This window comes from Microbispora sp. NBC_01389, from assembly GCF_045040095.1.
Lineage (GTDB): Bacteria > Actinomycetota > Actinomycetes > Streptosporangiales > Streptosporangiaceae > Microbispora.
Window position 1 is genome coordinate 4,705,650 of record NZ_CP109552.1, and the last position, 12,894, is coordinate 4,718,543.

At 74.0% G+C, this 12,894-nt stretch carries 12 protein-coding genes; all 12 read left to right on the top strand.

Annotation, left to right across the window (positions count from 1 at the left end; all coding sequences use genetic code 11):
- Positions 1-28: 28 nt before the first annotated feature.
- Positions 29-886 (top strand): dihydroorotate dehydrogenase electron transfer subunit, encoded by an 858-nt coding sequence (locus OG344_RS21300; RefSeq protein ID WP_327045073.1) that lies wholly within the window; start codon positions 29-31, stop codon positions 884-886.
- Between the two features lie 21 nt (positions 887-907).
- The gene (locus OG344_RS21305) at positions 908-1,882 is read left to right on the top strand and encodes a dihydroorotate dehydrogenase (RefSeq protein WP_327045074.1); all 975 of its coding nucleotides are present in this window, start codon (positions 908-910) and stop codon (positions 1,880-1,882) included.
- Entirely contained in the window at positions 1,882-2,589 is a 708-nt protein-coding gene (pyrF, locus tag OG344_RS21310) for an orotidine-5'-phosphate decarboxylase (protein WP_405089132.1), read from the top strand. The genes OG344_RS21305 and pyrF overlap by 1 nt, the downstream gene beginning before the upstream one ends.
- 238 nt (positions 2,590-2,827) lie before the next feature.
- Positions 2,828-3,151 carry an integration host factor, actinobacterial type gene (gene mihF, locus OG344_RS21315; protein WP_405084585.1) on the top strand — a complete coding sequence of 108 codons (324 nt, stop codon included), beginning with the start codon at positions 2,828-2,830 and terminating at the stop codon, positions 3,149-3,151.
- Between the two features lie 136 nt (positions 3,152-3,287).
- Positions 3,288-3,833 carry a guanylate kinase gene (gmk, locus tag OG344_RS21320; protein ID WP_405089133.1) on the top strand — a complete coding sequence of 182 codons (546 nt, stop codon included), beginning with the start codon at positions 3,288-3,290 and terminating at the stop codon, positions 3,831-3,833.
- Positions 3,834-3,846: 13 nt separating this feature from the next.
- Positions 3,847-4,110 carry a DNA-directed RNA polymerase subunit omega gene (gene rpoZ, locus OG344_RS21325; RefSeq protein WP_117408572.1) on the top strand — a complete coding sequence of 88 codons (264 nt, stop codon included), beginning with the start codon at positions 3,847-3,849 and terminating at the stop codon, positions 4,108-4,110.
- Between the two features lie 156 nt (positions 4,111-4,266).
- Entirely contained in the window at positions 4,267-5,478 is a 1,212-nt protein-coding gene (gene coaBC, locus OG344_RS21330; RefSeq protein WP_405084586.1) for a bifunctional phosphopantothenoylcysteine decarboxylase/phosphopantothenate--cysteine ligase CoaBC, read from the top strand.
- A 43-nt stretch (positions 5,479-5,521) separates the two neighbouring features.
- Positions 5,522-5,941 carry a hypothetical protein gene (locus OG344_RS21335; RefSeq protein ID WP_405084587.1) on the top strand — a complete coding sequence of 140 codons (420 nt, stop codon included), beginning with the start codon at positions 5,522-5,524 and terminating at the stop codon, positions 5,939-5,941.
- Between the two features lie 193 nt (positions 5,942-6,134).
- Complete coding sequence (gene metK, locus OG344_RS21340; protein ID WP_405084588.1) at positions 6,135-7,322, top strand: methionine adenosyltransferase; 1,188 nt, start codon at positions 6,135-6,137, stop codon at positions 7,320-7,322.
- A 178-nt stretch (positions 7,323-7,500) separates the two neighbouring features.
- Positions 7,501-9,882: a primosomal protein N' gene (locus OG344_RS21345; protein WP_405084589.1), complete on the top strand. Its 2,382-nt coding sequence runs from the start codon at positions 7,501-7,503 to the stop codon at positions 9,880-9,882.
- Positions 9,883-9,922: 40 nt separating this feature from the next.
- Complete coding sequence (locus OG344_RS21350; RefSeq protein WP_405084590.1) at positions 9,923-11,587, top strand: hypothetical protein; 1,665 nt, start codon at positions 9,923-9,925, stop codon at positions 11,585-11,587.
- Positions 11,588-11,610: 23 nt separating this feature from the next.
- Positions 11,611-12,852: a hypothetical protein gene (locus tag OG344_RS21355; protein WP_327045080.1), complete on the top strand. Its 1,242-nt coding sequence runs from the start codon at positions 11,611-11,613 to the stop codon at positions 12,850-12,852.
- Positions 12,853-12,894 lie beyond the last annotated feature (42 nt).

The window sequence follows — 12,894 nt, forward strand, 5'->3', positions numbered from 1 at the left end:
GCGCGCCACGAGCGCAAAGGAGCAGGGAGTGACCGGGAGTCCGGTTCAGGTCACAGGCACGGTGCTGACGACGCGCAGGGTGGACGCCTACCATGCGCTCACCGTCGTCGCTCCGGGCATCGCCGACCGGTTCCGGCCCGGCCACTTCGTCACGGTCGCCGTGGGCGGCCGGAACACCTCGATGCTCACCCGGCGGGCCTTCACCGTCCACGACGTGAAGCCGGACTACGGTGGCACGGTGGAGCTCGTCTTCGGCGTGCGCGGCGCGGGGACGGCCTGGCTCGCCGACCTCAGGGCGCGCGACACGCTCGACCTGGTCGGCCCGCTGGGCCGGCCCTTCCCGCTGCCCCGCGATCCCTGCACCTGCGTGCTGGTGGGCGACGAGCACGGCTCGGCGGCGCTGTTCGCGCTGGGCGACGGGCTGCAGCAGCGGGGCTGCCGGATCGACTTCGTGCTCGGGGCGTCGTCGGCCGACCGGGTCTTCGGCGCCCTGCGGGCCCGCCGGATGGGCGAGACGACCACGCTGACCACCGCGGACGGCTCGCTCGGCATGCGCGGCAGGGTGACCGACGTGCTGCCCGGGGTCATCGCCGACGCGCGGGCCGACGTCGTCTACGCCTGCGGCCCGATGGAGACGCTGCGCGGCGTCACCGCGGTCGCGGCCGAGTTCGGCATCCCGGTGCAGGTCGCCGTGGAGGAGCGGATGGCGTGCGGCATCGGCGTCTGCATGACGTGCGTGGTGCCGATCATCGGCGACGACGGCGTGACCCGGATGGTCCGCGCGTGCGCCGACGGGCCGGTGTTCCGCGGCGAGCGCGTGCGGTTCGACGACGTCGGAACGATCCCGTTCGACGCGCTCGGCGCGCCAGGCGGACGGCATGCCTGAGCCGGGGCGGGGGCGCCGGCGGTGACGGCCGACCTCCGGACCTATCTGGCGCACGTGGAACTGCCCAACCCGATCCTGACCGCCTCCGGCTGCGGCGGGACCGGCCGTGAGCTCGCCCAGTTCTCCGACGTCCACCGGCTGGGCGCGTTCGTCACCCGGTCGATCACCATGGCCCCGCGCGCGGGACGGCCGACGCCGCGGATGGCCGAGACCCCCTCCGGGCTGCTGAACGCCGTGGGTCTCCAGGGCCCCGGCGTCGAGGCTTTCCTGGAGCGCGAGCTGCCCTGGCTGGCCGAGCGGGGCGCCCGCACGGTCGTGTCGATCGGCGGCGGCACCGTGACCGAGTACACGGCGCTGGCACGGCGCCTGGCCGAGGTCACCGGCGTCACCGCCGTCGAGGTCAACCTCTCGTGCCCGAACGTCGAGGACCGCGGCAGGGTGTTCGCCCGCGAGGGCTCGGCCGCCGCGGAGGTCGTGGCCTCGGTGCGCGCGGCCACGCCGTACGACGTGCCGGTGATCGCCAAGCTGTCGCCGGACGTGGCCGACGTCGTCGCGGTCGCGCGCGCCTGCGTGGACGGCGGCGCCGACGCCCTCGCGATGATCAACACGCCGGTCGGGATGAGCATCGACGTGGACACGATGCGGCCCGCGCTCGCGGCCGGCACCGGGGGACTGTCCGGCCCCGCCGTACGGCCCCTGGCGGTGCGCTGCGTGTGGCAGGTGCACGCGGCGCTGCCCGGGGTGCCGATCGTGGGCATGGGCGGCGTGACGACCGGCAGGGACGCCCTTGAGCTCGTCCTGGCGGGCGCCTGCGCCGTCGCGGTGGGCACGGCCCTGTTCCACGACCCCTACGCCTGCCCGCGCGTCCTCAGGGAGCTTGAGGAGCTTCTGCAGGCGCGCGGGTTCGACCGCCTCGCCGATGCCGTGGGCCTGGCCCACCGCCCGGCGGGCGCGCAACCACGCACACGCACGGATCTCGAGGAGAGTTCGCTTTGATCACGCCCGCCCCCATCGCCGTCGCCCTGGACGCGCCCGACCTGGAGACCGCGGCCCGCTGGGCCGGCCTGGTCACCCCGCACGTCTCCACGGTGAAGGTGGGACTGGAACTTTACCTGCGGTACGGGCCCGACGTGATCGCCTCGGTGCGCGGCGCGAGCGGCGTGCAGGTCTTCCTGGACCTGAAGCTGCACGACATCCCGAACACCGTGGGCGCCGCCGCCCGGGCCGTCGCCCGGCTGAAGCCCACCTACCTGACCGTGCACGCCGCAGGGGGTCCCGCCATGGTCCGGGCGGCCGTCGAGGCGTCCCCCGGCACGCGCATCGCGGCCGTGACGCTCCTGACGTCGCTCTCCGAGGCCGATCTCCGCGAGGTGGGCATCCAGGGACCCCCGGCCGACGCCGCGCGCCGTATGGCCGCCGTGGCCGTCGGAGCGGGGGCGCAGGCCCTCGTCTGCTCGCCCCGCGAGGTCGCCGCCGTGCGGGCCGAGGTCGGTCCCGGGATCACGCTCATCACCCCCGGCGTACGGCCCGCGGGCACCGGGACCCAGGACCAGGCGAGGGTGGCCACCCCCGAGGACGCGGTCGCCCAGGGGGCCGACCTCCTCGTGATCGGGCGTCCCATCACCGGGGCGCCCGACCCCGGCGCCGCCGCCGCCGCGATCGCCGCCGCGCTGCGCCGCGTGCGCCCCGTGGGGACCCCCTGAGCACCCCGGGCACCCCTGAAAGTCCCTGAACGTCTCATCGGGCCCGTCACCAAGCGTCATCCGGTTCCGGGCCTGCTGAGGCGGTTTTGATCTACATAGAGTAACTTTTCCAATACTGGAAGTAGTAAAATTGATTTTATGGTCCAAGAACCGTCTCTTGACGTTGCCGTTACGGCCAAGACCAGCTAGTTTCCCCCATCGTCCGAGTACATCGACATGAAATTCGAGGTGACCCGGCGTGGCTCTTCCTCCCTTGACCCCCGAGCAGCGCACCGCAGCTCTTGAGAAGGCCGCCAAGGCACGCAAGGAGCGTGCCGAGGTCAAGAACCGTCTCAAGCACGGCGCGGTTTCTCTGGCTGAGGTGCTGAAGGATGGGCAGACCGACGACGTCATCGGCAAGATGAAGGTCTCGGCTCTGCTGGAGTCGCTCCCTGGCGTCGGCAAGGTCCGCGCCAAGCAGCTCATGGAGCGCCTTGGTATCGCCGAATCCCGCCGCGTGCGGGGTCTCGGCGCCAACCAGCGCGCCTCCCTGGAGCGCGAGTTCGGCGGCGCCGAGAGCTGATCTCGGCGGCGTACGAACGAGTTCACGGGGGTACGGAGTGACCGACACGTCCTGGTCCGCTGGAGATCGGGCCCATGAGGCGGCCACCTGCAGCGGGTCCCGGGCACGCGGAGGTGACTCCACGCCCCGCCCGCGCCTGACGGTCCTGTCCGGTCCGTCGGGTGTGGGCAAGTCCACGGTCGTCGCCGAGCTCCGGCGGTCCCACCCGGAGGTGTGGCTGTCGGTCTCGGTGACAACCCGGAAGCCCCGTCCGGGGGAGACGCACGGCGTGGAGTACTTCTTCGCCGGCAACGACGAGTTCGACCTGCTCGTCGCCTCCGGCGAGCTTCTCGAGTGGGCCGAGTTCGCCGGCAACCGGTACGGCACGCCCAGGCGTCCGGTGCTGGAGAAGCTGGCGGCGGGCGTCCCGACTCTGCTGGAGATCGACCTGCAGGGCGCCAGGCAGGTGCGCAGGACCATGCCCGAGGCCCTGCTGGTGTTCCTGGCCCCGCCGACCTGGGAGGAGCTGGAGCGGCGGCTGCGCGGCCGCGGCACCGAGCCTCCCGACGTGATCGCCCGCCGTCTTGAGGCGGGGCTCGTCGAGATGGCGGCGGAGAAGGAGTTCGACCTCACCCTCGTCAACACGTCGGTCAATGACGTGTGCCACCGGCTGATAACCTTGCTGGGACACTCACCTAGCTAGGGGAATCACTGACGTGGCAAGCAGCGCCGCCTACGCGGAAGGCATCACCAACCCGTCGATCGACTCGCTCCTCGACATCGTCGACAGCAAGTACAGCCTTGTGATCATGGGGGCGAAGCGGGCGCGCCAGATCAACGCCTACTACTCCCAGCTCGGCGAGGGCCTGCTGGAGTACGTCGGCCCCCTCGTGGAGACCCACGCCCAGGAGAAGCCGCTGTCCATCGCCCTGCGCGAGGTCGCCGAGGGCCTGCTGACCTCCGAGCCCATCGAGGGCTGACCCCGCCCCGCACGGCTGAACGGGAAACCCCGAGCGAGCCGGAGGGGCGCGCCGGTTTCTGGACTGAGGAGCGCGCGGGAGCGAAGCGACCAGAGTGCGACGAGGGCTGTGTTCCCAGCGAGCCTCTGGCACGACATATCGGAAGTGAGCGCCCCGGTGAGCGAAGCGGGAAACACGATCGTGCTGGGAGTGAGCGCGGGCATCGCGGTCTACAAGTCCTGCGAGCTGCTGCGCCTCTTCACGGAGTCGGGGCACGACGTGCGCGTCGTGCCGACCAGGGACGCCCTGCGTTTCGTGGGTGAACCGACTTGGGCCGCGCTGTCGGGCAACCCGGTGACCACCGAGGTGTGGGAGTCGGTGCACGAGGTGCCGCACGTGCGCATCGGGCAGTCCGCCGACCTGGTGGTCGTCGCCCCGGCGACGGCCGACGTGCTGGCCCGGGCCGCGCACGGCATGGCGAACGACCTGCTCACCAACACGCTGCTCACGGCGCGCTGCCCGGTGGTGTTCGCGCCCGCGATGCACACCGAGATGTGGGAGCACCCCGCCACGCGCGCCAACGTGGGGACGCTGCGGGAGCGGGGCGCGGTGGTGATCGAACCCGCGACCGGCAGGCTCACCGGCGCCGACACGGGCACCGGGCGGCTGCCGGACCCCGCCGAGATCTTCGAGGTCTGCCGGCGCGTGCTCGCGGGCCGCGGCGGCGATCTGGCGGGACGGCACGTCGTCGTCTCCGCCGGCGGCACCCGAGAGGCGATCGACCCCGTCCGCTTCATCGGCAACCGCTCCTCCGGGCTGCAGGGATACGCCCTCGCCCGTACGGCCGTCGCCAGGGGTGCGGAGGTCACGCTGGTGTCGGCCAACGTGGCGCTGCCCGACCCGGCGGGCGCGAAGGTCGTGCGGGTCGAGTCGGCGGCCCAGCTCCGCGAGGCGGTCCTGGCCGCGTCGGAGCACGCCGACGCCGTCGTCATGGCCGCCGCCGTCGCGGACTTCCGGCCCGTACGGCAGAGCGGCACGAAGATCAAGAAGTCGGCTGCCGAACCCGATCCAATCCATCTCACGAAAAATCCGGACATCTTGGCTGAGCTGGGGGAGACCCGCCGGGCCGGGAGCGGGACGCACCCCCGGGTGATCGTCGGTTTCGCGGCGGAGACGGACGACGTGCTCGCCAACGGGCGCGCCAAGCTGGAACGCAAGGGCTGCGACCTCCTCGTGGTCAACCAGGTGGGGGAGAACCTCGCCTTCGGCACGCCCGACAACGCCGCCGTCGTCCTCACCGCGGAGGGAGAGCCGGTGGAGATTCCGAGGGGTCCCAAAGAGGATCTCGCCGACGTAGTGTGGAACCTGGTGGTACGGCGTCTCCCCTGACCCCTCGCGGACCTCGACCCCTCGTGGACCTCGAGTGGTGCCGGTGCGGGCGTCCGTGCCCACCTCCGCAGGGTGCGTCGAGGGAGCGATCGCCATGCCGGTGTCCGCCACGATCCGAGAGCGCTGCCGGGCCATGCTCGGCCCCGGCGAGGACATCCGCTACGTCTTTCCCGCGGTGGCGCTGCCTCCGCCCGCCATGATCAGTTTTCTCGTCGTCGTGACGAACCGCTCGGTCACGCTGCTGTCCACCAAGATGCTCACGCGGGACGAGCCGTCGCGGGTGTGGGCCCGCTATCCTCGCCGCACCCGCCTCGGACCGCTCGAGTTCGGGTCGGGACCGAAGATCGAGATCGACGGCATGACCCTGGAGGTCGACGACGAGTACGCGGCGGTGGTCGCGGCCGCCGACGCCGAGGCCTTCTCCCCGGGTGACCTGCCCAGAGATCCCCTCCCCGACCTCTGACGGGCGTCCGGCGCCTCTGCGGGCACGTCCTTCCCGCCGCCGATCGGGGGAGCGGTGACGGGGCCGGTACCCGGTATGGCTGTCCCGCGCCGCATCGCCTGAGGCTAGACTCGCGTGAGCATCGAACGCCGCCGGTAGGCCCTACCGCCGGTCGTTCACAGACGTCAGCAGCCGCTGCATGAGGAGCCCAGAGTTGTCCCGTCGCCTGTTCACCTCCGAGTCGGTCACCGAGGGCCACCCGGACAAGATCGCTGACCAGATCAGTGACGCGATTCTCGACGCGATGCTCAAGGACGACCCGAAGAGCCGGGTCGCCGTCGAGACGCTGATCACCACTGGCCAGGTCCACGTCGCCGGCGAGGTGACGACGGAGACCTACGTCGACATCCCCGCCCTGATCCGGGAGAAGATCCTCGAGATCGGGTACGACGCCTCCCACAAGGGCTTCGACGGCGCCTCCTGCGGCGTGTCGGTGTCCATCGGCGCCCAGTCGCCGGACATCGCCCAGGGCGTGGACGACGCCTACGAGCACCGTGCGGGAGAGGGCGCCGACGACTTCGACCGCCAGGGCGCGGGCGACCAGGGCCTGATGTTCGGCTACGCCTGCCGCGAGACCCCCGAGCTGATGCCGCTGCCGATCACGCTCGCGCACCGGATGGCCCGGCGCCTGTCGGAGGTCCGCAAGAACGGGACCGTTCCCTACCTCCGCCCGGACGGCAAGACCCAGGTCACGATCGAGTACGACGGCGACCGGCCGGTCCGCCTCGACACCGTGGTGGTCTCCACCCAGCACGCCCCGGAGATCGACCTGCGGGAGATGCTGGCCCCCGACATCCGCGAGCACGTCGTGGAGCCGGTGCTGGCCGACCTGGAGATCGAGACCGAGGGATACCGCCTGCTGGTGAACCCGACCGGCCGCTTCGAGATCGGCGGCCCCATGGGCGACGCCGGGCTCACCGGCCGCAAAATCATCATCGACACGTACGGCGGCATGGCCCGCCACGGCGGCGGCGCCTTCTCGGGCAAGGACCCGTCCAAGGTGGACCGTTCGGCCGCCTACGCGATGCGCTGGGTCGCCAAGAACGTCGTCGCGGCCGGTCTGGCCGACCGCTGCGAGGTCCAGGTGGCGTACGCGATCGGCAAGGCGCAGCCGGTCGGCCTGTTCGTCGAGACGTTCGGCACCGAGAAGGCGCCGGTCAACGTGATCCAGGACGCGGTGCTCCAGGTCTTCGACCTGCGCCCCGCCGCGATCATCCGCGACCTCGACCTGCTGCGCCCGATCTACTCCGAGACCGCCGCGTACGGCCACTTCGGCCGTGAGGGCGTCTCCTGGGAGTCCACCGACCGGGCCGACGCCCTGCGCACCGCCGCGGGCCTGTGACCCGTCCCTGAGGGACCTCGCCGCCTGTCGTCGCGCCGGTCCGGCGCCGCCCTTCGCGGCGGCGCCGGACCGGCGCGCCCGGCTGCGGCAAGCCGGCTTCCTGACCAGTCCCGGCGGCCCCGCCGGTTCGGCGCGACCACGGGCTGTTGCGGTCCGCCGGGTCTGGTAGGACGTACACGTGACCGAGCCGACCCGTGCCCCGCATCCGCAGGAGGCGCTCCTCCCGGCGCCTCCCGCCGCCGGGAAGCGGTTCACCCGGCCCACCGAGCGGACGCGTGGCGGCACCGAGCGGACGCGTGAAGACAGCGCGCGGACGCGTGAAGACAGCGCGCGGACACGTGCGGCGGGCTCCGAGCGGGGCCGGGCGGGCGCGCGCAAGGGGGCGCGTGAGGCGGCGGCGAGCCTTCCGGTCGCCCGGATCGTGGTGGACACGCCGTTACCGCACCTGGACCGGCCGTTCGACTACCTCGTCCCCGCCGCGATGGACGCCGAGGCCGTGCCCGGCTGCCGCGTGCGGGTCCGCTTCGCCGGCCAGCTCGCCGACGGCTACCTGCTCGAACGGCTGGCCGAGAGTGAGCACGAGGGACGGTTGTCCTTCCTGGAGCGGGTGATCTCCCCGGAGCCCGTTCTCACCCCCGAGATCGCCCGCCTGGCCCGCGCGGTGGCCGACCGCTACGCGGGGACCCTGCCCGACGTCCTGCGGCTGGCGATTCCGCCGCGGCACGCCCGGGTCGAGGCCGAGGCGCGCACCCCCGTCCGCCGGGCCGATCTCCCCGCCGATCTCCCCGGCGACACCGACGCCGATCTCCCCGGCGACACCGACGCCGATCTCCCCGCCGACACCGACGCGGCCGCCCCGGCGGAGGGCGACGAGGCGGGCCGGCACGCGGCTCGGGAACAGACGAGGCCTACGCCGGTGAGCGCGTACGCGGGTCCGTGGGAGGCCTATCCGGCGGGGGTCTCGTTCCTGGAGGCGCTGGCGGAGGGCAGGGCGCCGCGGGCGGTGTGGACCGCCCTGCCCGGCACGGACGCGGGCGGACCGGCGTGGCCCCACGCCATCGCGGCGGCCGCGCGGGCGACGCTGGAGGGCGGCCGGGGCGTCGTCGTGGTGGTTCCCGACGGCAAGGACGTGGCGCTGGTGACCGAGGCCCTCGGCGACACCCCGCATGTCGCGATCACCGCGGACCTCGGGCCCGCCGAGCGATACCGGCGCTGGCTCAAGGCACTGCGCGGGGAGGCCGGCATCGCGGTGGGCAACCGCCCCGCGGCCTTCGCCCCGGTGGCCCGGCTGGGCCTCGCGGTCATCTGGGACGACGGCGACGACCTGCACGCCGAGCGGCACGCCCCCTATCCCCACGCGCGGGAGGTCCTCGGCCTGCGCGCCCACCAGGCGGGCGCGGGCCTGCTCGTGGGGGGCTACGCCCGCACCGCCGAGGCGACGGCGCTCGTCGAGACGGGCTGGGCCGGCCCGCTGGTGCCCGACCGCGCGGCGGTCCGGGCGCGGGCCCCGAGGGTCCGCCCGGCGGGCGACGACGCCGAACTGGCCCGCGACCAGGCGGCCAGGGCCGCCCGCCTGCCCAGCGTCGCCTGGCGGGCGCTGCGCGAGGGCCTGGAGCACGGGCCGGTTCTCGTGCAGGTGCCGCGCAGGGGCTACCTGCCCGCGCTCGCGTGCCGCCACTGCCGCGCCCCCGCCCGCTGCTCGGGCGCGCCGCCGACGCGCCCCGCCACCGAGCCGTCGAACACAGGGCCGTCGAACACAGGGCCGTCGCCCACCGAGCCGTCGAACACAGGGCCGGTCTGCTCGGGACCGCTGGCCCTGCGGGGCGGGCACGCCATGCCGTACTGCCGCTGGTGCGGCCGGATCGCGGGCGACTGGCGCTGCCCCTCCTGCGGGGGGAACGGCGTGCGGGCCGTGATCGTCGGCGCCCGGCGCACGGCGGAGGAGCTGGGCCGGGCCTTCCCGTCCGTGGCCGTGCGCACGAGCGGGCGCGACGGGGTCCTGGCCAGGGTGAGCGGCGCCCCGTCGCTGGTCGTGGCGACTCCCGGGGCCGAACCGGTGCCCGCCGGCGGCTACGCGGCCGCTGTGCTGCTCGACGGATGGGCCCTGCTCGGCCGTCCCGACCTGCGCGCGGCCGAGGAGACCCTGCGGCGCTGGGCGAACGCCGCCGCGCTGCTGCGGCCGGCGGGTGAGCTGGTCGTCCTGGCCGACGCGGCGGTCCCGGCCGTGCAGGCCCTGCTGCGCTGGGACCCCGTCACCTTCGCCGAGCGGGAGCTCGACGACCGGGCCGAGCTGGGCTTCCCGCCGGCCGTGCGGATGGCGACGCTGACCGGCCCGGCGGCCGCCGTCAGGGAGACGCTCGCGGGCGCCGATCTGCCCCCGGGGGCCCAGGTGCTGGGGCCGGTGCCGGTGGACGGCGGGCAGGAGCGCGCCATGGTCCGGGTGCCGCGCCATCTCGGCTCGGCGCTCGCCCGAGCGCTCAAGGGCGCCTCCGGGGTGCGCTCGGCACGCAAGGCACCGGAGGTGGTCCGAGTGAACATTGATCCGCTCGATCTCATCTGACCGATTCGCCTCGCACAAAGCGAGCCGTTAGCGTGCGTGTGTGTCGATCGAATGGGTGAACCGGGCCGTCGACGGCCTCCGCGCCTGGGGGCGGGAGAGGAACGTCGAGGTCGACGTCGACGAGGTACGGCTGCTGTGCGACTACGCCAGCGACTATCTGGAGGTGAACGAGCTGGGTGATTTCCGGCCGGGCACCTTCGAGGAGCTCCTGCTGGAGATCTACCCGCGCAAGGTCATCGCGCCGCCCGAGAGCGCGCCGGAGACGGTCGCCGCGGCGCGCACGCTGGTCGAGTTCCTCCTGGACACGGGCGAGATCGGCGGCAAGACCGCCGCCCGCATGCGGACGACGATCGACGAGATTGAGCCCGAGATGCCCCGGGCGCTCGCCGACACGTCCAAGTTCGGCATGGCCAAGAGCCTGTTCAGCGCCATCGGCCCCGACTCGCTGGAGCTCGACGCCGCGGGCGGCCGGGCCGAGGGGGAGCCGGACGGCCCCGACTGCGACTGCCCCGGCTGCGCGCCGCTGCCACCCGTACGGCTCGCGCCGCCCGAGGAGGTGGCGCGCGCGGCGCGCGAGGTGCCGCTGCTCGCCGACGCCCACCGCGTGGTGACGTGGCTGGCGGAGGGCCGCCGCACCCTCACCCTGCGCCGCTCGCTGCGCGCCGCGGACGCCCGCGCGATCAGGGACGGCCTCGGCGTGCGACGGCCCGAGGCCGCCTGGCGCCTGGCGCTCGAACTGGGGCTGGCCCACTCCGGCCCTCCGGCCGTCGAGGCGGCCGAGGGCTTCCGCGACCTGGCGGGGCGCGGCGACGAGGAGGTGCTCGACCTCTGGACGGGGGCGCTGGAGCTGCTGGTCGAGGGTCTGGTGCCGCTGACCGGCGAGCGGGTGGTCGACGACGGGATGGCCCAGATCCACGATCTGCTCTACCGGCTGCAGTCGCCCGTCCCGGTGGACGCGCTCGCCGACTACCTGCGTGAGCTGGCCGACGGGCGGCCGGTGGGACGGCTCGACGAGGCGCTGAACGGCCTGGCGTACGCGGGAACGGTCCAGCGTACGGAGGACGGCCTGACCCTCACCCCGCACGCCCTGTGGGGCCTGCGCGAGGTCTACGCGGGCATGGGCCTGGACGCGCCGCTCGCCCCCGACCTGGCCGAGGGTGACGCGAGCGGCCTCATCGCCGGCCTCATCGGCGACGGCCCGGCGGACGAGGCGGCCGAGCGGGACATCGCCGAGTGGCTGTCCCGCCGTACGCCCGAGGAGGCCGCGGAGGAGCTGCTGGCCGCCGTCGCGGGCGCCCCGGCGGAGGTGCGCGGGGTCGCGGTGACCATCGTCGACCGGCTGGGCCGGGAGGCGGCTCCCGTCGTGCGGACCTACCTGGACGACGCCGAGCTCCGCCCGCACGCCATCCACTGGCTGTCCTCGCGCGGCCTGGAGGCCCCCGCGCTCACGCCGGACGAGGTGCTGTGGATGAGCGTCGACATGCTGGCGCTGGCGCTGCCCGCCGCCGAGGCCGACCCCGAGGGCTTCGCGGAGAACATCGCGGCCTCCGGCCCGCCCCCGCATCTGATCGAGGACATGTGGCGGGTGGAGCACCCCGACGTCGTCGAGGTCCTGGAGCTGCTCGGCAACACGCTGCGGGACCAGGCGGCCGCGAAGGCCGCCCGGAAAGCCGCCTTCAAGGCACGTTCGCGGGGCATCAGGTGACTGCTGTGCAGTAAGTTGCTGGAATGGCCGACAGCGACGTGCTCACCTTCCCGCCGGTCGACATCGCCCCCGACGAGGAGCTCGTCCACGCGGTCCGGGAGGTCCCCCTCGTACGCGACGCCCGCCGCCTCGCCGAGTGGGTCGAGGGCCGCTGCGCGGCCTCCCCCCGGGGCTTCTGCGAGGTGACCGAGCAGGGGCTGCCGCACCCGGCCGAGGCGGAGGCGGCCGTCGCCGCGCTGGGCCTGGCGGCCGCCCGGCTCCGGCTGCTGTGGGTGGTCGCGGTGAACGGCCGTCTCGTGGAGGTCACCCGCCAGGGCGCCCGCTCCGGGCCGGGCGTCCCGGACCCCATGGAGTTCTGGGACGGCGTGGTCATGGACGTGCTCGACCGGACGGAGGAGGGCCTCACCGGCTCGGCCGTGGTCGACGAGCATCTCACCGAGATCCTCGCCACGATCTACTCGGTGCGCGAGGGCATGCCGCTCGCGGCGCTCGCCGGAGGCATCCTGCAGGCGCACGAGGTGGGCTGCGAGGGGCGGGCGGCGGACCTGCGGCGGCTGCGGATGACCCTGCCGGGCGAGCTGTCGGCGGCGATGGCGCTGCTGGAGTACTGCGGCCTGATCGAGCTGACCGGCGAGCTGGTCCGCCTCAGCCGGCCGGGCGTGTGGGCGGTGCGCCGCGACCTGCTGCGGGAGGGGCACGACGCGCCGTCCCTGGGCGAGGTGGCCGCGCTGGCCGAGCTGGGGGCGGCCGACCTCATCGACGCGATGCTGCACGGCCGGGCGTCCGCCAGCGCCGCCACCCTGTGGCTGGAGCGCCGGGTCCCGGAGGACGCCGCGCGGGAGCTCATCAAGATCGCCGCGTCGGGTGACGCGGCCCAGCGCGGCACCGCGGGGACCGTGCTGGAGGAGCTCGGCCCCGAGGCCGCCCAGGCCGTACGGGAGGCCCTGGACGAGCCGATGATGTGGCGCTACGCCGCGGCCTGGCTGGGCGTGCGTGACCTGGAGGCGCCCGCCCTCGGCGAGGGCGACGGCGCCTGGGTGGCGGTGGACACCCTCGCCGCCCTGCTCTACATCGGCGCCCCGGTCGATTCGGTGGCCCATTTCGACCTGCTCGGCGAGGACCTGCTCGCGCTGGTGCCCGAGATGGGCCGGGCCGACCACCCCGACGCCCTCGCCGTGCTGGAGATGCTCGGCCGGCACCACCCCGATCCGCTGATCGCGAAGACGGCCAGGAAGACGGCGATGAAGGCGCGTTCACGCCCTTAGACTGTGGTGATCCTCCTCGTGTGCATGACGTGAACGGAGCCG

Coding starts and splice junctions, on each gene's coding strand:
- OG344_RS21355 (WP_327045080.1), top strand. CDS start 11,611: ATGGCCGACAGCGACGTGCTCACCTTCCCGCCGGTCGACATCGCCCCC.